Origin of the sequence: Spirillospora sp. NPDC048823 (assembly GCF_043198445.1) — a bacterium.
Classification (GTDB): domain Bacteria; phylum Actinomycetota; class Actinomycetes; order Streptosporangiales; family Streptosporangiaceae; genus Spirillospora.
The window spans coordinates 150200-175655 of the sequence record NZ_JBICUT010000011.1 but is presented as its reverse complement, the minus strand read 5'-3'; the positions used below and the strand labels follow the sequence as shown (position 1 = coordinate 175655).

General features: G+C 69.9%; 24 protein-coding genes and 1 pseudogene. 7 read left to right on the top strand and 18 right to left on the bottom strand.

All coding sequences use genetic code 11. The annotated features are described in order from the left end of the window. Positions 1-73 precede the first annotated feature (73 nt). Positions 74-1237: a DUF5925 domain-containing protein gene (locus ACGFK0_RS24875; protein WP_392908666.1), complete on the top strand. Its 1164-nt coding sequence runs from the start codon at positions 74-76 to the stop codon at positions 1235-1237. Here ACGFK0_RS24875 and ACGFK0_RS24870 read toward each other — a convergent pair. The 11 genes from ACGFK0_RS24870 to ACGFK0_RS24820 all read right to left on the bottom strand — a co-directional run bounded on the left by ACGFK0_RS24870 (position 1228) and on the right by ACGFK0_RS24820 (position 12799). Continuing rightward, entirely contained in the window at positions 1228-2415 is a 1188-nt protein-coding gene (locus ACGFK0_RS24870) for a trans-sulfuration enzyme family protein (RefSeq protein WP_392908664.1), read from the bottom strand. The two genes, ACGFK0_RS24875 and ACGFK0_RS24870, sit on opposite strands and share 10 nt — an antisense overlap. Positions 2416-2902: 487 nt before the next feature. Further along, a complete protein-coding gene (locus ACGFK0_RS24865; protein ID WP_392908662.1) occupies positions 2903-3397 on the bottom strand; it encodes a MarR family winged helix-turn-helix transcriptional regulator in 495 nt (164 codons plus the stop codon). 105 nt (positions 3398-3502) lie between these two features. Further along, complete coding sequence (locus tag ACGFK0_RS24860; RefSeq protein ID WP_392908660.1) at positions 3503-4495, bottom strand: hypothetical protein; 993 nt, start codon at positions 4493-4495, stop codon at positions 3503-3505. 22 nt (positions 4496-4517) lie between these two features. Continuing rightward, a complete protein-coding gene (locus ACGFK0_RS24855) occupies positions 4518-5816 on the bottom strand; it encodes an MCE family protein (protein WP_392908658.1) in 1299 nt (432 codons plus the stop codon). Next, a complete protein-coding gene (locus ACGFK0_RS24850) occupies positions 5813-6922 on the bottom strand; it encodes an MCE family protein (protein WP_392908656.1) in 1110 nt (369 codons plus the stop codon). Before ACGFK0_RS24850 ends, ACGFK0_RS24855 begins: the two co-directional genes overlap by 4 nt. After that, positions 6922-8007 (bottom strand): MCE family protein, encoded by a 1086-nt coding sequence (locus ACGFK0_RS24845; protein ID WP_392908654.1) that lies wholly within the window; start codon positions 8005-8007, stop codon positions 6922-6924. Before ACGFK0_RS24845 ends, ACGFK0_RS24850 begins: the two co-directional genes overlap by 1 nt. Then, positions 8007-9029 (bottom strand): MCE family protein, encoded by a 1023-nt coding sequence (locus ACGFK0_RS24840; RefSeq protein ID WP_392908652.1) that lies wholly within the window; start codon positions 9027-9029, stop codon positions 8007-8009. The genes ACGFK0_RS24845 and ACGFK0_RS24840 overlap by 1 nt, the downstream gene beginning before the upstream one ends. Continuing rightward, complete coding sequence (locus tag ACGFK0_RS24835; RefSeq protein ID WP_392908650.1) at positions 9029-10108, bottom strand: MCE family protein; 1080 nt, start codon at positions 10106-10108, stop codon at positions 9029-9031. The genes ACGFK0_RS24840 and ACGFK0_RS24835 overlap by 1 nt, the downstream gene beginning before the upstream one ends. After that, positions 10105-11145 carry an MlaD family protein gene (locus ACGFK0_RS24830; protein ID WP_392908648.1) on the bottom strand — a complete coding sequence of 347 codons (1041 nt, stop codon included), beginning with the start codon at positions 11143-11145 and terminating at the stop codon, positions 10105-10107. The genes ACGFK0_RS24835 and ACGFK0_RS24830 overlap by 4 nt, the downstream gene beginning before the upstream one ends. Beyond that, complete coding sequence (locus ACGFK0_RS24825) at positions 11142-11996, bottom strand: MlaE family ABC transporter permease (RefSeq protein WP_392908646.1); 855 nt, start codon at positions 11994-11996, stop codon at positions 11142-11144. Before ACGFK0_RS24825 ends, ACGFK0_RS24830 begins: the two co-directional genes overlap by 4 nt. Next, a complete protein-coding gene (locus ACGFK0_RS24820) occupies positions 11996-12799 on the bottom strand; it encodes an MlaE family ABC transporter permease (protein ID WP_392908644.1) in 804 nt (267 codons plus the stop codon). The genes ACGFK0_RS24825 and ACGFK0_RS24820 overlap by 1 nt, the downstream gene beginning before the upstream one ends. A 325-nt stretch (positions 12800-13124) precedes the next feature. On the opposite strand from ACGFK0_RS24820, the gene ACGFK0_RS24815 reads away from it, so the two are divergent. From ACGFK0_RS24815 to ACGFK0_RS24800, 4 genes are all read left to right on the top strand, one after another. Further along, positions 13125-13715: a MarR family winged helix-turn-helix transcriptional regulator gene (locus ACGFK0_RS24815; protein ID WP_392908642.1), complete on the top strand. Its 591-nt coding sequence runs from the start codon at positions 13125-13127 to the stop codon at positions 13713-13715. A 71-nt stretch (positions 13716-13786) separates the two neighbouring features. Continuing rightward, positions 13787-14485 carry a lytic transglycosylase domain-containing protein gene (locus ACGFK0_RS24810; RefSeq protein WP_392908640.1) on the top strand — a complete coding sequence of 233 codons (699 nt, stop codon included), beginning with the start codon at positions 13787-13789 and terminating at the stop codon, positions 14483-14485. 81 nt (positions 14486-14566) lie between these two features. Continuing rightward, complete coding sequence (locus ACGFK0_RS24805) at positions 14567-15226, top strand: TetR/AcrR family transcriptional regulator (RefSeq protein WP_392908638.1); 660 nt, start codon at positions 14567-14569, stop codon at positions 15224-15226. A 137-nt stretch (positions 15227-15363) separates the two neighbouring features. Continuing rightward, on the top strand, positions 15364-16011 hold the full coding sequence (locus tag ACGFK0_RS24800; RefSeq protein WP_392908636.1) for a TetR/AcrR family transcriptional regulator: 648 nt from the start codon (positions 15364-15366) through the stop codon (positions 16009-16011). 25 nt (positions 16012-16036) lie between these two features. On the opposite strand, the gene ACGFK0_RS24795 is transcribed toward ACGFK0_RS24800, so the two are convergent. Beyond that, entirely contained in the window at positions 16037-16777 is a 741-nt protein-coding gene (locus tag ACGFK0_RS24795) for a hypothetical protein (protein WP_392908634.1), read from the bottom strand. 1 nt (position 16778) lies between these two features. On the opposite strand from ACGFK0_RS24795, the gene ACGFK0_RS24790 reads away from it, so the two are divergent. Further along, positions 16779-17267, top strand: coding sequence for a hypothetical protein (locus tag ACGFK0_RS24790; protein ID WP_392908632.1), 489 nt, complete (start codon positions 16779-16781; stop codon positions 17265-17267). Positions 17268-17415: 148 nt separating this feature from the next. On the opposite strand, the gene ACGFK0_RS24785 is transcribed toward ACGFK0_RS24790, so the two are convergent. Together ACGFK0_RS24785 and ACGFK0_RS24780 are read right to left on the bottom strand one after the other, a co-directional pair. Continuing rightward, a complete protein-coding gene (locus ACGFK0_RS24785; RefSeq protein WP_392908630.1) occupies positions 17416-18633 on the bottom strand; it encodes a helix-turn-helix domain-containing protein in 1218 nt (405 codons plus the stop codon). A 252-nt stretch (positions 18634-18885) separates the two neighbouring features. Next, on the bottom strand, positions 18886-20025 hold the full coding sequence (locus ACGFK0_RS24780; RefSeq protein ID WP_392908628.1) for a helix-turn-helix domain-containing protein: 1140 nt from the start codon (positions 20023-20025) through the stop codon (positions 18886-18888). 456 nt (positions 20026-20481) lie between these two features. Here ACGFK0_RS24780 and ACGFK0_RS24775 point away from each other — a divergent pair, with 456 nt between their 5' ends. Continuing rightward, positions 20482-21375 carry a hypothetical protein gene (locus ACGFK0_RS24775; protein ID WP_392908626.1) on the top strand — a complete coding sequence of 298 codons (894 nt, stop codon included), beginning with the start codon at positions 20482-20484 and terminating at the stop codon, positions 21373-21375. 112 nt (positions 21376-21487) lie between these two features. On the opposite strand, the gene ACGFK0_RS24770 is transcribed toward ACGFK0_RS24775, so the two are convergent. From ACGFK0_RS24770 to ACGFK0_RS24755, 4 genes and pseudogenes are all read right to left on the bottom strand, one after another. Next, complete coding sequence (locus tag ACGFK0_RS24770; RefSeq protein ID WP_392908624.1) at positions 21488-22909, bottom strand: hypothetical protein; 1422 nt, start codon at positions 22907-22909, stop codon at positions 21488-21490. A gap of 165 nt (positions 22910-23074) precedes the next feature. Further along, entirely contained in the window at positions 23075-24028 is a 954-nt protein-coding gene (locus ACGFK0_RS24765) for a hypothetical protein (protein ID WP_392908622.1), read from the bottom strand. A gap of 50 nt (positions 24029-24078) precedes the next feature. After that, positions 24079-24741 carry a hypothetical protein gene (locus tag ACGFK0_RS24760; protein WP_392908620.1) on the bottom strand — a complete coding sequence of 221 codons (663 nt, stop codon included), beginning with the start codon at positions 24739-24741 and terminating at the stop codon, positions 24079-24081. Between the two features lie 291 nt (positions 24742-25032). Then, a pseudogene (locus ACGFK0_RS24755) lies at positions 25033-25456 on the bottom strand (hypothetical protein); the annotation flags it as partial.

The window sequence follows — 25456 nt, the reverse complement described above, 5'->3', positions numbered from 1 at the left end:
CGCGGGCGCCCGATGCCCGTCGCCCGGCTTATTCGGTGGACGCGGTCCGCCGCCTGCCCTGATCATCAATGGCATGACCATGTCGCAGGAGAGGACCCAGGAGTTCTTGCATCTCGTCGGCCCCCGGGAGAACGTCACCGACCCGGGGCCCGAGTCGACGCTGCCCGTGGTCTTCAACCTGAGCGACAACAACTCGCCGGCCGACGTGATGGACGTGCTGTCGCTGCGCCCGTTCGCGTCCGGGGAGCAGCCGTGGTCGCGTTCGACGCGGCTGGAGCACGTCCGGGCCGACGCGCCGCTGCGTCCGGACGGCGCCCGGCTCGTGCGGGTCGCGCATGAGAAGGGCAAGGAGTCGGTGCTCGCCGAGGGCGACGGCTGGACCCTGCTGGCGAACCGGTGGAAGAGCGGCGTCGCGTACGTCGCGGTGTCCGCCGTCACCGAGGAGATGGCCGAGTCCGTCCTCGAAGAGTCGGTGAAGGACGCGACCGACCCGCCGAAGGCCGACGAGTCCAGCGTCGAGATGGGCTTCTGGCACATGGGCACGCACGGCCCGGTGCGCAGCGAGCGCGCGATCACCGCCGACCTGTGGGACGACATCCGGCGCAACTACACCGCGCCGGTCGCCGAGGCCCTCGACGACGTGATGAGCCTCACCCGCGAGGAGGTGTCGGGGCGGCTGCTGCTCCTGCACGGCCCGCCCGGCACCGGCAAGACCACGGCGCTGCGCGCCCTCGCCCGCGCCTGGAACGGCTGGTGCCAGTCCGACTGCGTGCTCGACCCGGAGGCGCTGTTCGGCACGCCCGCCTACCTGATGGAGGTGGCGGTCGGGGACGACGAGGACGAGAACCGCCGCTGGCGGCTGCTCATCCTCGAGGACTGCGACGAGCTGATCCGCGGTGAGGCCAAGCAGTCGACGGGCCAGGGCCTGTCGCGGCTGCTCAACCTGACCGACGGGATGCTCGGGCAGGGCCGGGACGTCCTCGTCGCCATCACCACCAACGAGGACCTCGCCATGCTGCACCCGGCGGTCGTCCGCCCCGGCCGGTGCCTCGCGCAGATCGAGGTGGGCCGGCTCACCCAGGCCGAGGCGGTGTCGTGGCTGGACGGCACGGACGCGGCGCCCGGCGAGATCGGCGCGGAGGGCGCGACGCTCGCCGAGCTGGTCGCGCTCCGCAAGGGCGAGAAGCGCCCCGAGAACGAGGACGCCCCCGCCTCCGCGACCGGCTTCTACCTCTGACCGGCCTTGCCCAGGGCCTGCTCGATGTCGGCCCACAGGTCGCCGGGGTGTTCCAGGCCGACGGACAGGCGCACGGTTCCCTCGCCGATCCCCGCTGCGGCGAGGGACTCCGCGTCCATCTGCCGGTGGGACGTGCTCGCGGGGTGCATGACCAGCGACATGACGGCGCCGAGTGACGGGCCGAGGCCGATGAGCCGGACGGCCTCGGAGAAGGCGCCGCCCGCGTCGCGGCCGCCGGCCAGTTCGAAGGCGAGGACGCCGCCGGCTCCGTCCGGCAGGACCCGCCGCGCCACCTCGTGCTGCGGATGGTCGCTGAGTCCCGGGTAGTGGACGCGGGAGACGGACGGGTGCGCGGCGAGACGGCCGGCGAGATCCAGCGCGGTCGCGCTCTGGCGGGCCACGCGCATCGGCATGGTGGCGAGCCCCCGCAGGGTCAGCCACGCGGCGAACGGGTCGGCGACGGACCCGAGTTCCAGGGCGTGGGCCCAGACGCGGTGGTGCAGGTCCGGGTCGGCGAAGACGGCGATGCCTCCGATGACGTCGCCGTGCCCGCCGAGGTACTTCGTCGTCGAGTGGACGACGACGTCGACGCCGTGGCCGATGGGCTTGCAGAGGAGCGGGGCGAAGGTGTTGTCGACGACGGTCAGCACGTCCGTGCCGCGGACGGCCGCGGTGAACGCGGGCAGGTCCGTGACGTGCGTGGTGGGGTTGGCGATCGTCTCCAGGTAAAGGAGCCGGGTGGTGGGACGCATCGCGTCGCGCACCTCGGCGGGGTCGTCGCCGGGAATGTAGGTGACCTCGACGCCCCACCGTTCGGCGAGGCCCTGGAGCAGCGCGTACGTGCCGCCGTAGAGGGCGGTCTGCGCGATGACGTGGTCGCCGCTGCGCAGCAGCCCCATCAGCGCGGCGTTGATCGCGCCCATGCCGGACGCGGTGGCGAGTGCCCCGGCGCCGCCCTCCAGTTCGGTGACGGCCTGTTCGAGCGAGCGGACGGTCGGATTGCCCATCCGGGCGTAGAAGAACGCCTCGTCCGGGCGCTGGAACGCGGCGGCGAGGTCGTCGGCGGCGTCGAAGGAGAACAGGTGGCCCTGGTAGATCGGCATGCCGAGCGGGTGGCTGCCCGCCGGTGAGATCACGGGCGGGTGGACGGCGCGGGTCTGCGGATGGTGTCCGGTCATGTCTCCAGCCTGCGGCGAGACCCGCCGCAGCGGAACGGCCAATTGTCACCAGTGGCCCGGACCACGCCCCCGGCACGCCCCCGCGGCGCCGGACCACCGGCCCGGCCGTGGGCGTCGGCGGCCCCCGGCGCCCCGGCACGGTTCCCCGCCACCGGCTCTCCCACCCCGCGAGGGCGAGCCGGTGATCGGGGCCGTCCGGTCGGGTGACGCTCGGCGTCCCTCGGCCGGAGACCTGAGCATCGCCCACCGAGACCCCCGCCCGCCATCCGGGAGACCACCGCCAAAATCGATACGTATGTCCGGGGCCGGGGCGGCATGTACTACGGGTCATTACGGGGTGGCGCGGGCGAACAGGCGCCGGTACACGCGGCGGAGACCGTGGAGATCACTGACAGGCTCCGCGAACGGGAGCCGCCGCGTCGTCGACCTCGACCTGCGCGACCCCCAGTTGCGACGAGCAGCTGGTGTGGAGCACTACTCCCGCTGATCAGTGGAGGGTGCCGAGCTCTTCGCGGGCCGTGGTCCGGAGTGTTCTCAGGGCGTCGACGAGAACGCGGCGCTGGTCGCCGGTCAGCGGGCCGGCGAAGTGTTCGCGGAGCGTCTCGGCGTGGACCCGCAGGGCCTCGTCCAGCTTCGCGCGGCCCGCGGCGGTCAGCTCCACCAGCTGGCGGCGGCGGTCACCGGGCGCCGGCTCACGGCGGACGAGGCCGGCCTCCTCCATCCGGTCGATGATCCGAGTCATCCCGCCGCTGGTCAGGATCAGCTCACCGGCCAGATCGCCCATCGTCCGCGGGCGGCCGCCGGTGGCGCCCGACAGCTTCAGCAGCACCTCGAACACGGCGTGCCGGATACCGCAGCGGCGCTCCAGTTCGCGCCCCGCGATCCGCTCCAGAACCGCGGCCGCGCCCAGCAGCACACCGAAGTCGTGGACCACCCCGTCCGGGACGACCGTGTCCGTCCCGTGTCCGTCCTGCCTCGTCACGGTCGACATGATGCCGCGCCTCCGTCCCCCGGACTCCTCCATCAGCACAACGCGCGGCGCCCCGCACACCTTCCGTGCGGGGCGCCCGTGCCGTCCGGGGAACCCTCAGTCGCCCGGCTTCTCGCTCTTGTCCGGGGCCGGCGACGTGGACGCGCCGCCGGTCGGGGTCGGAAGCGGGCCCTGCCCCTGGTTCTGGTCGTTGGCGCCGGACGCGTACTGCTTGGTCACCTTCCACTCGCCGTCGATCTTGGCGAGGGCCAGCCGGAGCAGCGTGGCGGGGGCCGAGGTGGCGCCGTCCTTGGTCTTGACGTCGATGTCCACCATGACGACGGCCGTGGCGAACTTGTTGTCGACGCTTCCCACGAACACCTGGTTGGTCTTGGACGTCAGCGCCAGTCCGGGGTTGCTCTTGAACGTCTCACCGAGGCTGGGGAGCGTGGTGCTCTTGAAGCTCTCCAGGAGGTCGCCGCCCATGAGCTTCTGCGCCTTGTCCATCTGCGACTGGTAGTTCTGCGCGTTGTAGTTGAGCGCGACGTCGCCGTACGAGGCGGCGACCTTGCTCACGGCCTCCCGGTCCTCCTTCTCCGCCGACAGTCCGCTCGCGCTCCGCCACTGCCAGATGGCCAGGCTCGCCAGCAGCGCGACGAGGACGACGGCCACGATCGCCTGCGTCATGCCGAGACCGAAGATCATCGGCTGGGACGCGGCGTCCCCCGAGGTCCCCGCGCTCGCGCGGGCCGGCGCCTTCCTCGGCGCCTCCTCCGCGTCCTCGTCCGCCTCCTCCGGCGGTTCGAGGCGGCTGGGACGGGGCTTCGCGGCGGGCTTGACCGCCGTCTTCGCCGTCTTCACTGTCTTGGCGGGACGGGCCGGGGGCTCCTCCTCGGCCTCTTCCTCCGCCTCGGCGGCGTCCTCGGCGTCGAGGGCCTCCAGGACTTCGTCGAGGTCCTCGTCGTCGATGACCTCGATCACCCGCACCCGCCGCTTGCGCTTGGCGGCCGGCCGCGCCGGCTTCGGCGCGGCCTCGGTCTCCTCGGTCTCCGCCTCGGCCGGGACCGCCTCGACCTCGTCGGCCTCGTCCTTGCCGGTCTTGGCTGTCACTTCGGAACTCCTAGAGGTTGGGTCAGTCCTTGTCCCGGCGCAGACGGCCGGTCAGGCGGGAGAGCACGGGCACCGAGCCCATCATGACCCTGATCAGCACCAACAGGGCGATGATCGGGGGAACGTACACTAGCCACATCGGCGGCCCGTCAGAAGAGTCCTCGTTGTTCGCGGCCTTCTCCGCCTGGACCTTCCGCTGGTCGATCGCGGGGTCGTGGGTCGGGATCGTGTCGCCCGTCCCCTTGGCCTTGTAGGGCTCCTGTTCCGTCACCGCCGGGGACCTGCCGTCCGGGCAGTTCGGGATCTTGCCCGTCTGCGGCTGCGGCAGCGGGTACTTGTACTCCAGCGCCGCCGGGGTGTTCAGCGTGAGCTCGAAGAACACGTTCAGGACGGGTGCGCCCTCGTCGAGCCCGACGACGTTGTCCAGGACGACCGCGAGTTTCGGTGCCTTCCTGAGCGTCTCGCGCAGGTCGCTCAGGAGCGTGGGGTTGTGGCTCCTCAGCCCCCAGTTGCCGAGCACGTCGACGGTGCACTCGAAGTTCGGGCCGGTCTTGTCCAGCAGGTCGTTGACGGTGGCGAGCAGGCCGGGCCCGTCGTCGCGCAGCTCGGCGAGCTCGCCGCGGACCTGGCTGAGCGCCGTGGTGAGCGCGGCCAGGTTGTCGACCCCGGCGCCGAGCGACCCGCGGTTCTGGTTCAGGACGTGGGTGATCCTGGCGAGGTCGTTGGTCAGGCCGTCCAGCAGCTCGGTGTTCTCGGCGAACGTGGCGGTCAGCTGGTCGCCGCCGTTGATGATCTGGCGGAGGGACTCCTCGCGCCCCGACCAGCCCTCGGCCAGCTCGTGCGTGACGACCCGGGCGTCGTCGGGGTCGATGGCCTTCAGGCTGTCGATGACGGCGCCGAACAGGTCGCCGTACTTCGGCGGGACGCTGGTGTGCGACACCGGGATCCGCGCGCCCGGCTCCATCGGCGGCGCGCCGGCCTTGCCGGGCGCGGGGGTCAGCTCGACCACCGGCTCACCGACCGCGGACTTGCGGGCCGCGGCGGCGGTGACCCCCTGCGGGATCTTGACGCCGCGTTCGATGTCCAGCCGGACGACGACCTTGTCCTTCACCAGGTCCACCGAATCGATCTTGCCGATCCGCAGGCCGAGATAGTCGACCTCGAAGTTCGGGTGCAGGCCCGGCGAGGACTCGAACTCGACCGTGATCTGGTACGGGCGGTCGATGAAGTCGAACCGGACGACGTTGTTGAACGCCCACACCACCATGACCACTGCGAGGGCGGCGAAGACCGCCAGGTTGATCGTGATTCGTGTGCTCATCGAGGCCGCTCCAGGATCTTCTCGATGCCGGGCAGGGCGCTCTCGAGCCCCTTCGGGATCGGTGTGCTGCTCGTGCTCGCCGGCCCGGCCGGGTAGTCGACCCCCGGGATGACCGGCGACCCGTCCGGCCAGACGAACCGCAGGATCGGGTAGAGCAGCAGCTGGCCGTCATAGCTCGCCAGGGGCAGCTTCCGCGAGAAGGTCTCCAGGCCGTTCACCAGCTCCGTGAGCCGCTTGCGGTTGTTGCCGAGATCCCGCAGGACGGGGTCGAGGTCGCTCAGGAGCGCGCGGAACCGGCCGATGCGCCGCTCCAGGACCTTGTCGTTCAGCTCGCGGGCCAGGTGGGTGAGCCGGTCCACCGCCTTGATGATCTCTTCCTTGTTGTCGTCCAGCAGCCGGGTGGTGCGTTCGAGCTCGACGGGCGCCTGGTCCAGCGCGTCGCCGCCCTTGGCGAGGGACTCACCGAGCCGGGCGAACCGGTCGATGGACTCGCCCAGCTCGCGCCGCTGCTGGGTGAACATCTTGAGCAGGCTGCCCGCCTGGGCGATCGTCTTGTTGAGCTTCTCGCCGTTGCCGTCCAGTGCGGTGGCCCCGGCATTGACGACCGTCGCGACGTCGTCGCCGGCCAGCGCCTCGATCAGCGGCCCGGCCTGCCCGACGACCTGCTCGAACGACGGCTGGACGCTGGTCTGGGCGATCGCCGCGCCGTCCGCGAGGAAGGGACCGCGGTTCATGCTCGTGCCCGGCGGCATCTGCAGTTCCACGTAGTTCTCGCCGAGCAGCGACGTCACCTTGATCTCGGCGCCGGTGCCCTCCGGGATCTTGATGTCGTCCTCGATGGACAGCGTCACCTTGGTCCGGTAGCCGTCGAGCTCCACCTTGGTGACGGTGCCGACCGTGATGTCGGACATCTTCACGCTGTGCCCCGCGACGAGCTGCTGCACGTCGCTGAACGTGGCCGTCAGGGTGAGGTCGCCCTTCGGGGCGCCCGCCGTCTGGTAGGAGCAGCCCGAGACCGCCAGCGCCACGGCGGCGACGAGCATGAGGATCACCCTGCTTGTCGCGGGGGGTGCGGAGGTCCGCCCTCCCGCGGTGACTCTGCTCATCAGTTGCCTCCGTTATCCCAGGGACAGTTGGAGTTGGGCGGGGGCAGCGGGCAGCCGACCTCGTCGGTGTCCATCAGGCCCTTCAGCCACGTCCGCACGAACGCGTCGGTGGCGAACCTGATGTGCAGCGACTTGTCGTCATCGTGGTAGCCGCCGATGAGCGCGTCACCGATGGCGGGCAGCGCGTTCACCAGCTGCGCCACCTGCTTGGCGTTGCCCTTGAGCATCAGCGCGGCCCTGGTGAGGACGGCCAGGTCGTACGGCAGCTTGCCCTTGTACTTCTGGAGCAGCTTGTCGCCGTTCTTCGACAGTTCGAGGATGCCCTTGATGAGCTGCTGCAGGTCGCCGCGTTCGGCGCTGAGCACCCGGGACGCCTCACCGAAGTCGCGGATCAGGGTGCCGAGGACCTGCTCGCGTCCCCGCACCACCCCGGCCAGGCGGCTGAGGTTCTGCGCGACCTGGATCAGCTCCCTGTCCTGCCCGGCGACGTTCTCGACGAGGCGGGCGCTCTGTTCGAGGGTGGCGTTGAACTGCTTGCCGTTGCCGCCGAGGTTGCCGGCGGCGGTGCCGAGCGCGGTCTGCATCTTCGTCGGGTCGAGCGCGTTCGCGAGGTTGGTGAAGGACTTGAGCGCGTCGTCCACTTCGACCGGAACGTGGGTCCGCTCGATCGGGATCACGTCCGCGGTCTCCTTCGGCTGCCCCGGCTTCCACGCCGGGTGCAGGACGAGGTTGCGCTCGCCGATCAGGTTCAGCGGGACGATCGACGCGTGCACGCCCTTCGGGAGCGGGATGTCCCCGTCCAGGTGGAACGTCACCTTGACCTTGTCGCCCTGGTTCTCGACCTTGTCGACCAGGCCGACGTCGGCGCCCATCACCTTGACCTTGGACTCCTCGTAGAAGGAGCGGGCCTTCGGGACGTAGACGACCATGGTGCGCTCGCCGCCGGACGGGGCGAGCGAGCAGCCGCCGAGGGAGGCGGTGAGGGTGAGGCAGAGCGCGACGGCGATTCCCCTCCCCCTGCTCTTGCCGGAGGGCGTGCTGCTTTCGCCGGAGGGTGTGGGGGTGCGTCCGATGGCTCGGCTCATCAGTTGCCTCCCGGGTGCCGCGGCGTGGAGTGCGGGCCGGGCGGCTGGAGCGGGCCGAGCCCGACGAGCAGGCCCTCGACCCAGGCGCCGTTGCCCTTGAGCTTGGCGACCTGCGCGAACGTCGGCCCGAGCAGCGAGAAGTTGGTGTTCAGCGCGTCCATGTTCGGTGCCAGCCGGGTGGTGAGCAGGTGCAGGTTGTCCAGCAGCTTGTCGAGCTTCTTCTGGTTCTGGGAGATCACGTTGGACAGCGTCTGGACCGTCCGGTTGCCCTGCCCGATCGTCGCGGCCAGCTCGTTGCGGCGTCTCACGAGCGTGTCCAGCAGCACCTGGCTGGCGTCGATGATCTCGCGGAGCTGCTGGTCCTTGCTCGCCAGCGTCCCGGTGATCGTCTTGCTGCTCTCGATCAGCTTCTCGATCTGGGGATAGGAGTCGTTCAGCATCTGCGACAGTTCCTGGACGTTGGTCAGGACGCGGTGCAGCTTCTTCGCGCCGGGCGACTCGATCTTGTTGACCTGGGTGAGCAGCTTGTCGATGCTCTCCTGGTCGAGCTTGCCGACGATGTTCTGCGCGCCCTCCAGGGCTTCCGGGACGGTGAACGGGACGCTGGTGCGCGACAGCGGGATCCGCCGTTTCGACTCCGGCACGTCCGCCATGTAGGGCTTGGCGACCGGGCCCGCGAGCCGCAGGTACCGGCCGCCGAGCAGCGTCGTCGTCTGGATCTCGGCCCTGGTCTGCGGCCCGAGGTCGATTCCGGCGTCGACGTGCCAGGTGACGATGACCTTGCCGCGCCGGAAGTCGGGCCGCACGTCGGTGATCCGGCCCGCCTTCACGCCGGCGACCCGCACGTCCTGGCCCTTCTTCAGGCCGGACAGGTCGCTGAACTCACCGCTCATCGAGTAGCCGCGGTCGAACAGGTGCAGCTGGCCGACGGCGAAGGCGAACACGCAGGCGGCGCCGAGCGCGGTAAGGGTGACGATCGCGACGATCTTGTGGTTGACGTCCCGCAGGGATTTCAGCGCCATCAGCCGCGACCCCCCTGCAGCATCTTCCGCAGCTTGGCGAGTTCGTCCGGGGTGGGCTTGTCGGTCCCTGGCGCCCTCGGCAGCTCCATCTCGAAGGGGCAGGGCCCCTGGACGAGGTTGAGGCACAGCGCGTTCGAGCGCAGGTAGTGGCCGCCGTTCGTGGACGCGAACAGCTGCCGCAGCGTCAGCGGAAGCTGCTGCACCATCTTCTCCAGCTGGTCGACGTTGAGCCGGAACGTCTCGGCGAACTCGCCGAGGTTGCCGATGATGCGGGCGAGCTGCGCGTCCTGGCCGCCGAGCACCGCGTTGAGGTTGGTAGTGACGCCCGAGATCTCCACGACCGCGTTCTCCAGCAGCGTGCGGTTGTTCGCGAACACCTTCGTCAGCGACTGGAGGTTGTCGACGCTGGCGGCGATCTGCTGGTCCCGCTTCGCGACCGCCTGGCTCACCGTCTCGTAGTTCTCGATCATCCCCTCGATGGTCTTCTTGCGGACCGCGAACGTCTGCAGCAGCGCGTCCAGGTTGTTCGTCAGCTGCGAGATGTTCTGCTCGTTGCCCTCAAGCGCCTGGGTGAACGAGAACAGGATCTTGTTGAGCTGGTTCGGGTCCAGGTTGCGGGTCAGCGGGCCGAGGGCGTTGACGATGGCGCCGAGGTCCACCACCGACCGGGTGTGCGGGACGCGGCCGCCGTCGCCGAGCTTCTTCCCGCTCCTGCCCGGCTCCAGGTAGATCACCCGCTGGCCCATCACGTTGCGCCAGCGGATCGCGGCGGTGGAGTCGTCCGGGATCCGGACCCCCTTGTCGACCTCCATCTCGACGACGGCCTTGCCCCGGACGACCTCGATGCCCTGGACCCGCCCGACGGGTGTTCCGGCGACCTTCACGTCGTCGCCTTCGAGCAGGCCGGTGACGTCGTCGAACGTGGCCGTCAGCGCGTAGCGGTCCTTGAAGCTCGTGCCGAGGATCATCTGGCCGATGTAGAACGTGAGGAGCGTGGTCAGGACCACGAACACCACGAACTTGAGCAGCGTCGCGTGGTCGGGCCCGCGCGCGGTCTTGCCGCGCAGCCGCGTGCTCATGGCCGCCCCCCGTTGTTGTTCTGCGTGGGTGAGCAGACGTCGATGAAGATCTGGCACAGGTCCAGCGGCAGCGTTGCGCGGGCCTGGGCGATCACCGTGCCCTCGGGGCCGGGGACGCGGATGATCCGCGACAGCAGGGCGAAGAAGCCGATCAGGCCGTCCATCAGCACCGGGAGGTTGCGGCGCTCGTCGTTGACCACCGCGAGGGCGTCACCGCCGCCGTCCACGATCCTGCCGAGGTTGGCGCCGTGGTCGTGCAGGGAGTTGCCGACCTTGTCGCCGAGTTCGCTCGTCTGGGTGAGCAGCTGCTCGATCTTGTCCGGCTTCTCGTTGATGACCTGCGCCAGCTTGGTGAAGTCGGTGGTGATGCGGACGATCGTGTCGCCGCGGGGGCCGAGCGTTCCGGACAGGCCGTTGATGTCGTTCAGCAGCGCGTTGATCGCCGCCCGGTCCCGGTACGTCGCGTCGACGACCGTGGCGCCGTTGTCGATCGTCCGGCGCAGCGCCGGTCCCTGCCCGGACAGGCCGGCACCGAACGTGTGCAGGATCGTCGCCACCTCGTCCGGGTTGATCGCCTTGGTGAGCTTGTAGGCGGGCCAGGCGGTTTCGGACAGCTCCTCCGGATCCTCCGTCTTGGCGATCGTCCCGCCGTCCTTCAGGTAGGGGCCGGTCACCTCGTGCGCGCCGAGGTTGAGCGCGAGGTCCTTCGGGCCGAACACCGAGACCGGCTCGATCGCCGCGGCCGTCGTGTCGGCGAGCTTGACGCCCTCGTCGACCCGGAACCGGACCTTGACGCGGCCGGAGTCGTCGAGCGTGAGTTCGTCGACGGTGCCGACCGCGATGCCGCGGATCTTCACATCCGACTTGCCGGGGTCGAGGCCCTGGCCCGCTCGCCCGAACGTCGCGTTGAAGTAGGTGGAGCCCTCGTGCGACGGCGTCGTGCCCACGGCGACGAACGCCGCCGCGGCCGCGATGACGCCGGCGCCCACCAGACCGAAGATCGTCCGGGAGCGGCTGGACAGCGTCTCCTCGCTCATCCGGTCAACTTCACTGTGCTGCCGTGGCCCCAGAAGATGTACGACAGGACCAGGTTCATGAGGATCATCAGGATGGTCGACTCCCGGATCGCACGACCGGCGGCGACGCCGACGCCGACCGGGCCGCCGGCCGCGTAGTAGCCGCGGTAGCAGTGGATGAACATGATGATGAAGGCGAACACAGCGACCTTGATGACGCTGTAGAACACGTCGATCGGCGGTAGGTAGAGGTGAAAGTAGTAGTCGTAGATGCCGGGCGAAAGACCGAAATACTGGATCGTGATGAACCTGGTGGCGAAGAACGCCATGAACAGTGACACCAGGTACAGCGGCACCAGCGCGATGACGCCGGCGGCGACCCGGGTGCACACCAGGTAGGCCAGGGAGTTGATGCCCATGACCTCCAGCGCGTCGATCTCCTCGGAGATCCGCATCGCGCCGATCTCGGCGGTGAAGCCGGTGCCGACCTGCGCGACCAGCGCGACGCCCGCGATGATCGGGGTGACCTCGCGGACGTTGGAGTAGCTCGCGATCAGCCCGGTGAACGCCTCCGCGCCGATGCGCTCCAGACCGGGATAGCCCTGGAGGCCGACCATCGCGCCGGTGGCGAGCGACATCGTCGCGATCACGAAGATCATGCCGCCGCCGATGACGAGCGCGCCGACGCCGACGGTGATGTCGCTGACCTGCTTGGCGAGCGTCTTGCCGTACTTGCGCCGGAAGATGATGTCGACGAACAGGTGGTAGAGGACCCGGCCGAGGAAGACCGGCAGATCGGCCGACGCGGCGAGGCCCGCGGTCCGGCCTCTGACGGCACGGCCCAGCTTGCGGACGGGGGAAATGGCGACCATCACAACCTCGGGGGGAACAGGACCTGGTAGATCATGGTGAGGATGTAGTTCGTCGCGAACACCACGATCGAAGTGACGACGACCGCCCTGTTGACGGCGCGGCCGACACCGACGGGGCCGTAGTCGCAGTTCATGCCCATGTAGCAGGCGACGGCGGCGGCGATGAACCCGAACACCCACGCCTTGAACAGCGTGATCAGCAGGTCCGAGAACTGCAGCAGGGTGGTGGCGCCGTCGAAGAACGCTCCGGGGCTGACGCCCTGCTGGATGACGTTGAAGTAGTAGCCGCCCAGGACGCCCGCCAGGATCACCACTGAGCAGAGCAGCCCGGACACCATGCTCGCGGCCCACAGCCTGGGGGTGACCAGGCGGTGGATCGGGTTGATGCCCATGACCTCCATGGCCGCGAGTTCGTCGCGGATGTTGCGGGCGCCCATGTCGGCGGTGATGGCCGAGCCGCCGACGCCGGAGACCAGCAGCGCCGCGGCCAGCGGCGCCACCTGCTGGATCATGGCGGCGGTCAGCAGCGCGCCGGTGCCCGACTGCGCGCCGAGCTGCCGGGCGATGTCGCCGACCTGCAGCGAGATGGTCGCGCCGAGCGGCACCGCGATGAGCATCACCGGGACGCTCGTCACGCGGGCGAGGAACCAGCACTGCTCGATGAACTCGCCCCACCACTGGCGGATGTCCCAGCTGCGGCGGAGCCCCTCCAGGAGGGTCACGCACAGCAGCCCGGTCTCGTCGAGCGCGCGCCCGACGCGTCTGCGTGCCAGGTCTGGGGCCTTCGTCAGGCTCATGGCCATCAGCCGGCGACCTCCCCCGAGGGGGGCCGGTCACTCCCGGGGGGCGGGCCCCCGGAACGGGGTTGAGGAAGGGCCATTCCAGCCTCCTTCGTTCTCGGACGTCGGCGCTCATCCGATGCACCGGCTTCGACCGGCCCACAGGCGGCGCCCAGGTTCTTGCTCGTTCGCGCGCGCCACGGTGGTCTCGGCCGAGACCGGGATCACACACGATGCCGCGCGCCCTTGCAAGCACTCGGGTACCGCCTGTGATCTGAGGCACTCTATTGGAAGAAGGTCTAAGAAGCGAGTACTTACATGTTGATTTGTCCGAAGCTACGATCGGCCGGTGCGAACCGAGGCGCGACGAGGCGCGATAGAGGACGTGAAACCCGAGATGGACGACGGTGTCGACCCGCTCGTCATGGGCGTCCGGGACCGCTGGGAGGGGCAGGGGCTCCTCGGCGGACCCTGGCCGTTCATGGCGATCTGCGCGGTGGGGCGGCTCAACCAGCTGCTCACGAAGGCACTGGACGTCGAGCTGAAACGGCTGGACCTCACCCGGACCGGCTACTTCCTGCTGACCACCCTGGCCCTGTCCACCCGGGGCCGGGCGCGGCTGAGCACGCTCGGCCGGGTCCTGATGATGCATCCGACGACGGTGAAGCTCACCGTCGACCAGTTGGAGGCGGCCGGGCTCGTCACCCGCACCCCGCATCCCCGTGACCGGCGCGCGACGCTCGTCGAAGTCACCGCCGCGGGACGGGAGCGGGTCAACGAGGTCGGCCTGGCGCTGGAGGCGCCCGGCGGGGCGCTGGAGCCCTTCGAGGGGATGCACCGCGACATCTTCGAGGCTCTGCAGCCGGCGCGGCTGGCGGCCGGCGACGTGGAGCTGCTGAATCCCGGCGCGGGACGGCACCGGGGGCACCGCGATGGGTGAACCGTGTGCGACCCTGTCGGCGTACTTCCTCTTCGAGGACATCGACCCCGGGCGATAGGCAGTCTTCCCCCATGCCAAAGAGTCACGGCACGCGCAGGAGCCCCGGCACCGGCAAGCGGCGGCTGCTGCGGGCGCTGACCAGCAACGTCACGATCATGATCGTCGCGATCGGCGCGATCGGCGCGGCGGTCGTCCTGGTGGACATCGACAGGTTCGTCAAGGACGGCACCAAGCCCCCGAAGATGGCCGCCGCCGGGCTGTCGACCAACGACATGCTCGCCAAGCTGACGTCCGCGTCCGACATGGACCCGGTCGCGGCCGACGCGGTCGCCGCGGCCAAGAAGCGCGCCTACGAGCAGCACCAGCGCGAGCTGAAGCGGCTCAAGGAGAAGGCCAAGCGCGAGGCGAAGGCGCGGGCGAAGCTGAAGGCCCAGCAGGAGCGGGAGCGGCTCGCCAAGTCCAACCCCAGCTCCAAGCAGAACAAGGCGTACGGCAAGAAGATGAACGCCCTCAAGGGGTGGGACCGCTGCTGGCCGTCCCTGCTGACGCTGTGGAACCACGAGAGCGGCTGGAACGAGCGGGCCGAGAACCCGTCCAGCGGCGCCTACGGCATCCCGCAGTCGCTGCCCGGCACCAAGATGGCCAGCGCCGGATCCGACTGGCGCACCAGTTCCCCGACCCAGATCGCATGGGGGCTCGGCTACATCAAGGCCCGCTACGACGACCCGTGCGGCGCGTGGTCGTTCTGGCAGTCGCACAACTGGTACTGAGCCGCACGCTCCGAGCCGCTCGTCCGGCCCCCAGAGGCGCTATACCCCGTGCGGGAGCGCGTGGCCTGGCACCATGGAGGGATGCGGACGAGCAGGGTGCGGCAGGCGAACGGCGCGGGCGAGGCCGGCAACGGCGGCGAGGGTGCGACCGGTGGCCGCCAGTGGGCGCGGGCCGACGCCACCCGGCAGTCCCTGCTGACCGCGGCGCTGGAGGTCTTCGCCGACCGCGGCTACGCCGACGCGGGCATCGCCGAGATCGTCGAGCGGTCCGGCATCAGCGTCGGCAGCCTCTACCACCACTACGGCGGCAAGGCCGGTCTGTACGTGGCGCTGTGGGAGGACCTGAGCGGCGAGCAGGAGGGGGCCGCGGCGCAGGCGGTGTCCGCCGCGCGCAAGGACGGCGAGTCCGACCCGATCGCGCTGTTCATCGCCGGCGCCCGCGCCTACCTCCTGGTGTGCTGGGAGCGGCGGGATGCGGCGCGGCTGTTCCTCGACGGCGAGGGACCGTCCGGGTCGTCGCTGATGCGCCGCAGCCGCGCCCAGCACTGGATCGCGCAGAACACCAAGCTGCTGCGCGGTTCCGCCGGCGACCCGGCGGGCCGGCCCGAGCAGGTGCTCAGCCTGGTGCTGACCACGGTGATCGGCGAGGCCGGACGGGAGATCGCCACCGCCGAGAGCCAGACCGAGGCCACGGAGATCATCGAAGAGGTGTGCCGCATCCTGATCCGGCTGGCCCACTGAACCGCGATCGGCCTGGTGGGGGGACCGGCACCGGCGGACGGGCGGTGCGCGGGTGACCTTTCGGGTCACACGGGACGCGACGGACCGTTATCCTTGACCACCGGGTTACCGGTTCCTGACGGAAAGTCGAAGGGTCCATGCCAACGTCCACCTGGTTCCGCCTCAACGTCGCCAAGCGCGAGCGGGTGCTCGAGGTGGCGATGCGCGAGTTCGGGGAGAACGGGTACTCGACGGGCAGCCTGAACACCATCGCGCGCGAGGCCGGCATCGCCAAGGGCTCCCTGTTCCAGTACTTCAGCGACAAGCTGGAGTTCTTCGCGTTCGTCTGCGACGAGACGTCCCGCCGCATCCGCGAGGAAATGGAGCGCCGCATCGAGCGGATCGACTTCGACCAGTCCTTCGACGAGTGGCTGTTCGACGTCCTGTGCGACTGGACCGAGTACATGTCGGACCATCCGCTGGAGCGCGGCGTCACCGCCGCGACGAACTTCGAACTCGACAACAGCGTCCGCTCCGTCGTCCGCGACACCGCCAACCAGCACTACCTGCAGGTCGTCCACCCGACGCTGCAGCTCTGGCAGGCCGAGGGCGCGATCCGCGAGGACGCCGATCTCGACGTCCTCGCCACGCTGATCCTGACGATCCTGCCGTTCCTGGCGCTCGCGCCGTACTACGACGGCCTCGACCCGATCCACGACCTGCGCGGCCGTACCCCGGCCGAGCAGCGTCCGGTGATCCGGCAGCTCATCGCGGGCTTCCGCCCCATGTTCGCCCCGGGCAAGTGACCGGTGCCCGCGTCTGAAGGCGCGTTCAGAGGCGGGCGGCGCGGGCCGGCCTGACGGGCAGCCAGACGAGCCGGACGGGACGCACCCGTGCGGGCTGCGGTGGAAGCGCGCGCAGGCGTGCCGCGGTGAGCCGCTTGCCCGTGTGCAGCAGGCGCCTGCGCTGGGCCCGCGGCAGCGGAATCCGCACGGTGTAGGCGCGGCGGGCCAGCCGCAGCCGGAGCAGCAGCAGCGTCACCGCCGCCGTCATCGCGGCCAGGAAGCCCGCCTGCAGGGCGGAGAGCCGCTGCACGGTGAACATCTCGTCCTCGATCGTGCGCAGGCCGGCGACGGGCACCAGCGGCATCGGGCTCGCCGCGATCTGCGGTGAGGCGACCGGGGGCAGCGCCACCTGCGGTCCCTTCATCCCCTTGAGCGGGTTGAAGTCGGACGGGGTCAGCGGCGGGACGCCGGGCGGCAGGCTCGCCAGGCTCACCCCCGGCGGCGGGGCCCCGGTGGAGTCGGTGATGATCAGCTTGTAGCTGCGGGACACGCTCCTCGCCTTGGCCGCGGAGACGGCGGCCTTCACCGTGACGATGCCGGGTTCGGCACCGGACGGGGCGCGCACGGTCGCGATCGCCGCGGCCCCGCCGCCGCCGACGGCACCGAGGTTCTGCGTCCGCGGGCTCACCGAGGCGTCCGAGGCCGACATCCGAAGGACGGTGCTCTGCGCGGTGGCGTGCGCCGACCACACCTCGACCGTCGCGGTGACCGAACCGCCGGGACGCATCGTGGCCGACGACACCGTGAGCCCGAGAGACAGCACGGGGGTCTTGGGCTTGCTCGGAGTGCCCGGGGTCCCCGGCGGGTCGGTCGGGGCCGGCGTCGGCGTCTCCGTGGGGGTTTCGGTCGGTGTCCCGGTGGGCGTCTCCGTCGGTGTCTCCGTGGGCGTCTCAGTCGGAGTCTCGGTGGGCGTTTCCGTAGGAGTCTCGGTCGGCGTCTCCGTCGGTGTCTCAGTCGGAGTCTCGGTGGGCGTTTCCGTAGGAGTCTCGGTCGGCGTCTCCGTGGGAGTCTCGGTCGGCGTCGCGGTGGTGGTCGCGGTGGGTGCGGGGGTGGTGTCCGCGTACACCGGGTGCACGCCCGTCAGGCCGATGAGCGCCATCACGCCGAGTCCCGCCAGGAACGAACGCGCCGAACGTGAGCGCACCCTGATCGCACCTCCACCCCGTCGCACCATCCCGCGAATTGCTCTGAATTGGATGGAAGCATGCGGAGAATAGGCAATCAAGGCCGCCTGGCAATGTCATAGCCCACTGCTCATGAACGGGCGTCCCGGCATTCATCGATTATCAACGAGTGAGCCTTTTCTGCTGCCCACCGGAACGGGTCCCGGCGCCCTCCGGAAGGAGGACGCCGGGACGAAAAGGATCAGTTCATCCGACCGTCGCCGGCGCCTTCCGCGGCACGGCGCCGCAGCGACGTCGCGCGCAGCACGGCCTCGATCGCGAAACGCCCGTCGGGATCGTTCAGCCGGTCGCCCAGAATGCCTTCGAGCTGCCGCATCCGGTAGCGGACGGTCTGCGGGTGGATGTTCAGTTCCTCGGCGACCTCGGCGGCGGTGCCGCGGCTCACCAGCCACGCGCGCAGGGTGTCCATCAGCCGGTCGCGCTGCCGGATCGGGAACTCCGCCAGCTCGCTGAGATGCCGGTGCGCGAGCCGGTCGACGAGGGCCTGGTCCGACAGCAGCCACAGCGTGATGAGGTGATCGTCGCAGTCGGTCACCGGGCCGTCGCCCAGGACGCCCGCGTCCACCAGCCTGAGCGCGTGCCGCGCCCAGCGCAGCGAGTCGGCGACGCCGTCGACCGGCACCCTGGGGCCCGCGACGAGCCGCCCCTCGGGCAGCACCCGCAGCAGCGCCCGTCTCCGCTCGGCGGTCAGTCCGCCCGGTACCACCAGGAACGGCTCTTCCGCGGTGAGGTCGGCGAGCACGTCATCGTCCATGGCCGCCCGGACGTACGGGGCACCGGACGGGGCCGCGACCGCGATCATCTCCTCCGGGATCGGCCACTGCGCCCGCCCGGCGGCGTCGGACAGGACGCGGTGGGAGCCGAGGGGCCGCAGCAGCAGCTCCAGCAGTCGCCGCCGGTGCGCCTCGACCTCCCCATCCGGCTGCGCCTCCATGTAGCCCTCGAGTGCCAGCGCGGCCAGCTCGTCGATGTAGGCGAACAGCGCGTCGGCGAGCTGCGCCATGACGTCGCTGGACAGGTGCCGGCGAGGGCCGACCTTCATGACGCGGCGCCACGCCACCTGCGCGCCGATGCGGAACGCGGCCTGCAGCGTGTCGAGCGTGCGGCCCTCCTGGGACTCGAACCTGCCGAGCCTGCGATAGGTCTCGCGGTAGCGTTCGCGCGGCGCGCGGGGGTTGGCGACCTGCTCGACGAAGTCGGTCAGGGCCCGTTCGACGCCGATCTGCAGGGCCTCGACGTACGGACCCTGCATCGGCCTGCCGTATTCGGGGATCGACCTCCGCACCTCATGAATGATCTCTTTGGAGAGAGTGGGCAGCTCCGGGCGCATCATCAACGCCAGGCGACGTGGCAGCCTCGGCCGCGGCTGCACCGCCCCCGGCGTGAGCGTCCTTGTCATCGGGACACCTCCGAGAACGCCGCCGTCACGGGTCCTGGCGTGTGACCGGGCGGGGGCACCCGGCGTCCCGGACGAACGGCTCTACTACGGAAACGCCAAGAGCGCACTGAGCGGGGACCCCTGTGCGCCCCCGACAGGCTGTGAACTGAGACACACCGAAGGTAGATCGAATACACCGCACCTCAAGGCAAATAGAAAGTAAAATCACTCACTGTTGTTAGTACAGGTACGCACCGTCCGGCGTGGTTTTACTCACCGCATTGACGGCCTCCGCACCTGCCGCAACCGGTGCGCCCGGAGCACCGCGTCCAGTACGAAACGCGACGCCGGATCGGCCAGTTGCTCGTCAAACGTCTCGCTGAGGCGCCGCATCCGGTACCGCACCGTCTGCGGATGCACGCGCAGCCGCCGGGCGGTTTCGACCGCGTTTCCCTGTGCCTCCAGCCACGCACCGAGGGTTTCGGTCATGCGAGATCGCTGGGTCCGGCTCATCCCCGTCAGCGCCCCCAATTGGCGCCGCGAGAGCTGGTCGAGCAGCGCCTCGTCCGACAGCAGCCACAGCTCCAGCAGATGCCGTTCGCACATCGTCGGACCGGCGTCCTCCAGAACGCCGGCCTCGACGAGCGCCAGCGCCCGCCGCGCCCACCGCAGCGAATGGGCCGCCTCCGCCAGCGGGACGGTCAGCCCCACCGCGGACCGGCGTTCGGGCAGCGCGTTGACCAGCATCTGCCTGCGCGCCGTGTCGAACGGGCCGGGCACCAGCAGATGGGGTTCGGCGTCGCCGAGGTCGGCGAGGACGTCCTCGTCCAGCGCCGCCCGGACGCACCGCGCCCCGGCGGGCAGCGCGACCAGCGTCGCCTCCTCCGGCAGCGGCCAGCCCGCGGTCTCCGCCGCCTCCGCCAGCGCGCCGCCCGGCGCGCCGGAACGCAGCGCCATCCGCAGCAGCCGCCGGTGCTCCCCCGCCAGCTCGTCCGCCGACCGCGACCGCGCCTCCAGATACCCCTGCACCGACAGCGAGGCCAGCTCGTCGATGTAGGAGAACAGCGCGTCGGCGAGCTGCGTCATCACCCCCGACGGCAGCCGCCGCCGCTGCGCCACGTCGGCGACCCGCCGCCACGCGACCTGGACCCCGACCCGGTACGCGGCCTGCAGCGCGTCCAGGCTGCGCCCCTCGTACGCCGCGCTGCGCCCGAGTTCCCGGCACAGCTCGTCGCGGTGCTCGTGGGTGTCGCCCATCCCCGTCACCTGGTCGACGAACGCGGCCATGACCTGCTCCACGCTGGCCCGGATGGTCGGCTGCCGCACCTTCCCGCCCTGCCGCGCGTCCTCGGGCACCGAACGCCTGACCTCACCGATGATCTCTTCGGCGAGGGACGGCAGCTCGGCACTCAAAATGGCGATCACCTGTGGCGGGACCGGCCCCGGACGCCCTCGCCCAGCGAGGGTCCCCGTCATCGTCCATCCTCCTTCGCGCCGATAGAGGAACGATGCAAAGAAACGTAACCCAGCCGCGTCCACCGCGCACCATTCCTGAGAAACTTTCACAGTCTGTACGGGCTTATCCACGCGTTCATTACGGAGTAATCTGCGCCAACACGGCCCCGCCCACCACACTCACGCTCACTTGGCGAGCAAATGGCCGTCCACGTCAATCACCGGACGATAAACTCGACGCCCGGCCCGCACCCAGATCGTTACCGCCCGGGACATGCCGCACGGTGTTCAGGACCGGCGGAGAGCCGACGCCACCCGCACCACGAACGGGGACATCGCCGAACATCTACCTCAATGCCCCACGTAACGACTTTCGCCCTTCGTGGTGACATGAACACGGATAGCGTCCACCTCGTGCCTTCCGTCGAACACGAGGTACCGCTCGACCTGTTCCGGAACCAGCCCGCGCTGGCCCCGGAACTCCTTCAGGCGGTGTCCGGAATCAAGCCCCCCGAGTACGAACAGATATCACTGGGATCGGAGACGCTCACCGACTGCAACCCGACCGAATACCGATGCGACTCGACCGTCCTGCTCGGTGACCCCAAGCGCCCGGATCTCGCGATCGTCGTCGAGGTCCAGCTCAAACCGGACCGGCGCAAGCGCTTCAGCTGGCCCGTCTATCTGTCCACGCTCCGGGCCCGCCGCGAGTGCCCGGTGACGTTGCTGGTGCTGTGCCCGGACGAGAACACCACCGCATGGTGCCGTGAACCGATCGAGAGCGGGCATCAAGGCTGGGTGCTGCGCCCCTGGGTGCTGAACCTCACCGAAGCACCCGCCGTCACCGACCTGGAGAAAGCCCGGTCCCTGCCGGAACTGGCGATCCTGAGTACCGTCGCGCACGCCGACGGCCCGGACCAGAGGGCCATCCTGACGGCCTTCGCCGAAGCCCTGGAGGTCACGGACCGTGACAGGGGCGAGCTGTACCATGACTACGTGCGGTCGCAGCTCTCCGCCGCCGCACGACACTGCTTGGAGGAGATCATGCAGGCCGGCGTCTACGAGTGGAAGAGCGACTTCGCCCTCAAGCACATCGCCGAGGGCCGGGCCGAGGGCCGGGCCGAGGGCGAAGCCAAGGGCAGGGTCGAGGGAGAGATCGAGCTGCTCCTCATCGTCCTTGAGTCGCGCGGCTTCACCATCGACGACGACGTCAGGGAACGCATCAGCTCCTGCCAAAACCTCGAACAGATCCACGCCTGGGCCCGCCACGCGGTGACCGCCGAGTCGCTCCACGAGATCTTCACCTGACGGGCAACTGGCCTCGTACGCGAAGGCGAACGAGGCCGGCCATCGCAGTGACCGGGTGAGTCCGATGACGGCTGGGATCCGCGCCGCGACATCGTCGGCTCCGGGCGCGGTCTCAGTCCGACCGGGGCCGCGCCCTCAGCCGTTCGAGGGCGGCGAAGGCCACCGCCGCCGCCAGGAGCAGGGCGGTGTAGACCCAGAGGTGACCGGGCTCGCGGAACAGATCGTCACCGGTCCCGCGCCTTTCGGGTCCCTGCCAGTGCGCGAGCAGGCTGCAGCCGCCGGTGACCGTCGCGAACACCAGCGGCCCCAGCACGACGGGCAGCCGCCCGTCCCTGGCGAGCCACACCCCGAGCGAACCGATCGCGGCGGTGCCGGCGGCGAGGAGGGCGAGCATCAGCACGGTCGTCTCGTCCGGACGTATCACCATCGTCACCGCAAGCGCCGCACCGCACAGCCCGCACGCGCCCACGGCCGTCCAGCGCCGCCAGGACGGGAACGCGGCGGCCGCCCCTGCCGCCACTCCGACCGCGATCCAGAACCACATGCCGATGGGTTCGGCCGATTGGATCAGCGCATCCGTCGGACCGGAGATCCCGACGACGACCGCCGACGCGACAGCCGTCCCGGCGAACGCCCGGCGACCCGCGATGAGGGCCGCCACGAGACCCGCCGCCAGCAGCAGTGCGGAGGCGGCCACGTCGAACTCGTCGTCGCCGATGAAGGCGGCCGGGACGAACACCGCGGCGGCGACCGCCCCCACGAGCGCCGTGCCGCGCCCCATCGCGGGCTCGGCACGCGACGACGGCGCCGCCAGCTCGGGCCGCCCGTCGTAGCGGCGGTACAGCATCATCACCAGCAGCGCCCCACCGACGGCGGCGAGCAGCATCCCGTCATGCAGGAGGCTCTGGACGCCGGACGCAGAGACGCCGGGGCGGAGCAGCATCAGTTCCACGATCCGCACGTCGGTGGACGCGCCGAACACCTGGGCGCCCAGACCCGCGCCGACCAGCACCGCCCCCACGCCCGCCGCCCCGATGTGGACGAGCCGGAGCCCCGCGCCCAGCGTCCCCAGCAGCGCCAACTGCGCCCCTGCCGTGACGGACCCGTAGATGAGCCAGTCCCTGTCCCCGGCCGTTTCCTGCGGCCACCTGGGGTGAATAGGTTCCGGCGGCGACATGAGGTCCACGAATTCTCCCGGGATCGTCAGCACGACGCCCATGACCAGCAGCCACGGCCAGGCTCGACGCGGCGACCACCACAGCGCCGCGATCCCGGCGACGGTCACCCCCGCGATCACGGCGGCCGCCTCGACCGACACCAGGCCGGGATGGATGCGGAACACGTCGGCGAACCCGGCCGCGCGACCGACCTCGCTCCCGATGCCGCTTCCGATGTCGCTCCCGCTCTCGTGCCCGGGCGACGCAGCGACGACCACCGTCCCGAGCGTGCCGACCGCGCACAGCAGAACCGCCCCGATCACCCAGGGCCGGCTCGGCTCGAACGCCGTCTTCGCAGGCGCTGCGGAACTCTTCATGCTGCCCACCCGCATTTCGTGACACTTTGGGGGGTGACCGGACGTCGACGGCATGTATCGCCTTCACGGGAGAAGTTTGGAAGCTTCTCCGTGGTCCGGCATCGGGTCACCGTCCCTCGCCGGGCAGTCGCAGAACGGTCAACGTACGCAGGCTAACCCGCCCGGTCATTCCCGCACCAAATCACTGCCGGGAAACGGACGTACATTATTATTGGCTGATAGAATCAAAGACCACGCCGGCCCTTCAATTGTCAACGAGTGATGGCGGTGTCCGGTTGGTTGACGACCTGGCCATCGCGTGTTCGGATCGCTTCGATCTGCCGCATGGAATGCGAACGCGTTTCGCACGCCAATGACCACTCCCGGTGAGGAGGACTCGCCGTGCACCAGCGCTGCCTCATTGTCATGGACAGCCTCGCCGTCTTCGGTGCGGCTTCGTTGTTGCAAGCCCCTGATGCCCCAGCCGCGGCCCCGGGAGCCAGGGCCGACTCCCCCGACAGCGGTAAGTGCCATCAATCGAAATGGTCGCATCCCGCGCTTCCCCGGAAGGACGGCGGAGACCCCTACGACGATCGCCGACGCGACGACGGTACCGACCGCCGCGCGGAGCCCCGCCAGGGCCGCCGCCGCCAGGCCCACCGCCAGCAGCAGCCAGCATGCGGTGACGCTGAACCCGCCCTTGACCGTGTCCAGGTGGGCGGCCGGGACGAACACCAGGGTCGCCGCCGCGCCGGCGGACGCCGTGCGGGCCCCCATCCGGGGCTCGGCGCCGGACGGCCCGGCCAGTTCGGGGCGTCCGTCATAGCGATGGTGAAGGGCCAGCGCCAGAAGCGCCCCGCCGACCGCGGTGGTCAGCAGCGCGAAATGGCATATGACCTGGACGGCCTCCGCGAAATCGATCGGGAAACCGCCGGGCCGCACGATCGCGATGTGCACGATCCACACATCGGTGGACGCGCCGAAGACCTGAGCGCCCAGTCCCGTCCCGATCAGCACCGCTCCTGCGCCCGGCGCACCGATATGGACGAACCGGACCCCGGCGGCCAGCGTCCCCAGCAACACCAACTGCGCCCCGGCTGTGACCGAACCGAAGTAGAACCAGGCCCCATCGCTGAACAACTCTCCATGCTGCTCTCCAGCATTCGTGGCGGCAGAACTGTGAGCGGGTGTCAGGGGCTCGTGATCGTCTGGACAGGAGTTACGTGAAGGTTCGCATAGACCGGCATCGGGTCACCGACCTTGATCACCGTTGGATCGCAACCGCTCGCGGCCGTGACCTCCATATTGCCACCGGCAAGCGTGAGCGCGGCGGAGCCGAAGCCATTGCTGTAGGAGGCATCGATGGTTCCCGGCGCGCTCCCCGGTCCCGTCACCGTCGCGATGCACAGGAAGCCGTACTGCAGCGACAGGCTCACATCGCTGACGTTGCCGACGGCCACGCCGCTCTGATAGCTCACGGCATTGAACGACCAGGGGAGGTTTCCAGGGGAGACGGATACGGAGTTCACCCCATCGCTACACGGACCCGAGCCGTTTACGGACGTGATCGTAAGCAGCCCGTTGCCGGGCAGGCCGGTTCCCGAGATGAACGACCCCGAGAGTCCCCAGCTCGGGCAGGAGAAGGGGCCGATCGAGATCGGGCCGCCGAGGCTCGCCGGTCCACCTGGCGTCACCGTCCAAGACGTGAACTTCGCCGCCGCGGCGTTCACCGGGAGCAGCGCGTACACGGAGGCAGCCGCCAATGCGACCGCTCCCAGTACCCCTCGGCGTGCAGAGAAACGTCGCACGGCCGCCGCTGTGGTCCCGAGGACCGTGCTCTCCTTGTAGCGCATGGCAGGCTCCCTTCCACGCTGTGCTTCGCTTCGTTGCGACCGGGGGCGAGTGCCCCGCCGAGCAAGATGTCGGCGCCCGCTGAGTCGATGGCCCTTCTTCGAGAGGACCGGATATCGCGCTACCTCCTTTGTGACACGTCGGCCGTTTCCTTCCTGTGGGGTGTCAGGTGATGGGGTAGACCGCGATCCCCTGGTCGTACTTGCTCTTGGGTGGCTCTTACGTTCGCGTTCGGAGGAAGTGTCGTGCCCGCGGGGTCGCCGCGGGCACGGACCGGTCGGGCAGGCTCCAGGTCAGAGCTGGGTGTAGTTCTTCGAGACGATGTACTCGTTCTGGATCATCGTGTTCTCGCCGGCCGGCGAGGGGAACCCGCCGATCTGGTTGACGAGCCAGTCGGCGATGCCGCCGCCGAATACGCAGCCCTTGGCGCCGGGCACCGCGAACGAGTTGCCGACGTGTTTGGCCTGCAGCACCTCGGGCGGCGGGTCCGACCGCACGATCGAGATGCTCTCGCCGGTGATGGGGGTGTTGGGGGCGGGCGGGCTGGTGGTCCCGGTGGTCAGGCTCACGTTGATCGGGTTGTCGTTGGTGCCGACCGTGCAGTGGCTCCCGAGGAACGGGTTGATCAGCCGGACCTTCAGCCCGATGTTGATCACGAAGTCGCTGCTGACCGGCATCTCGAAGGAGCCGGCGTACTCGACCTTGGCGTACACCGCC

Excerpts from the sequence above, each read along its gene's own strand:
- ACGFK0_RS24870 (WP_392908664.1), bottom strand. The coding sequence starts at position 2,415 with ATGACCGGACACCATCCGCAGACCCGCGCCGTCCACCCGCCCGTGATC.
- ACGFK0_RS24770 (WP_392908624.1), bottom strand. The coding sequence starts at position 22,909 with ATGAAGAGTTCCGCAGCGCCTGCGAAGACGGCGTTCGAGCCGAGCCGG.
- ACGFK0_RS24855 (WP_392908658.1), bottom strand. The coding sequence starts at position 5,816 with ATGAGCACACGAATCACGATCAACCTGGCGGTCTTCGCCGCCCTCGCA.
- ACGFK0_RS24875 (WP_392908666.1), top strand. The coding sequence starts at position 74 with ATGACCATGTCGCAGGAGAGGACCCAGGAGTTCTTGCATCTCGTCGGC.
- ACGFK0_RS24805 (WP_392908638.1), top strand. The coding sequence starts at position 14,567 with ATGCGGACGAGCAGGGTGCGGCAGGCGAACGGCGCGGGCGAGGCCGGC.
- ACGFK0_RS24850 (WP_392908656.1), bottom strand. The coding sequence starts at position 6,922 with ATGAGCAGAGTCACCGCGGGAGGGCGGACCTCCGCACCCCCCGCGACA.
- ACGFK0_RS24820 (WP_392908644.1), bottom strand. The coding sequence starts at position 12,799 with ATGGCCATGAGCCTGACGAAGGCCCCAGACCTGGCACGCAGACGCGTC.
- ACGFK0_RS24840 (WP_392908652.1), bottom strand. The coding sequence starts at position 9,029 with ATGGCGCTGAAATCCCTGCGGGACGTCAACCACAAGATCGTCGCGATC.
- ACGFK0_RS24810 (WP_392908640.1), top strand. The coding sequence starts at position 13,787 with ATGCCAAAGAGTCACGGCACGCGCAGGAGCCCCGGCACCGGCAAGCGG.
- ACGFK0_RS24825 (WP_392908646.1), bottom strand. The coding sequence starts at position 11,996 with ATGGTCGCCATTTCCCCCGTCCGCAAGCTGGGCCGTGCCGTCAGAGGC.
- ACGFK0_RS24830 (WP_392908648.1), bottom strand. The coding sequence starts at position 11,145 with ATGAGCGAGGAGACGCTGTCCAGCCGCTCCCGGACGATCTTCGGTCTG.
- ACGFK0_RS24760 (WP_392908620.1), bottom strand. The coding sequence starts at position 24,741 with ATGCGCTACAAGGAGAGCACGGTCCTCGGGACCACAGCGGCGGCCGTG.
- ACGFK0_RS24785 (WP_392908630.1), bottom strand. The coding sequence starts at position 18,633 with ATGACAAGGACGCTCACGCCGGGGGCGGTGCAGCCGCGGCCGAGGCTG.
- ACGFK0_RS24835 (WP_392908650.1), bottom strand. The coding sequence starts at position 10,108 with ATGAGCACGCGGCTGCGCGGCAAGACCGCGCGCGGGCCCGACCACGCG.
- ACGFK0_RS24845 (WP_392908654.1), bottom strand. The coding sequence starts at position 8,007 with ATGAGCCGAGCCATCGGACGCACCCCCACACCCTCCGGCGAAAGCAGC.
- ACGFK0_RS24795 (WP_392908634.1), bottom strand. The coding sequence starts at position 16,777 with ATGCGTCCCGGCGGTTCGGTCACCGCGACGGTCGAGGTGTGGTCGGCG.
- ACGFK0_RS24800 (WP_392908636.1), top strand. The coding sequence starts at position 15,364 with ATGCCAACGTCCACCTGGTTCCGCCTCAACGTCGCCAAGCGCGAGCGG.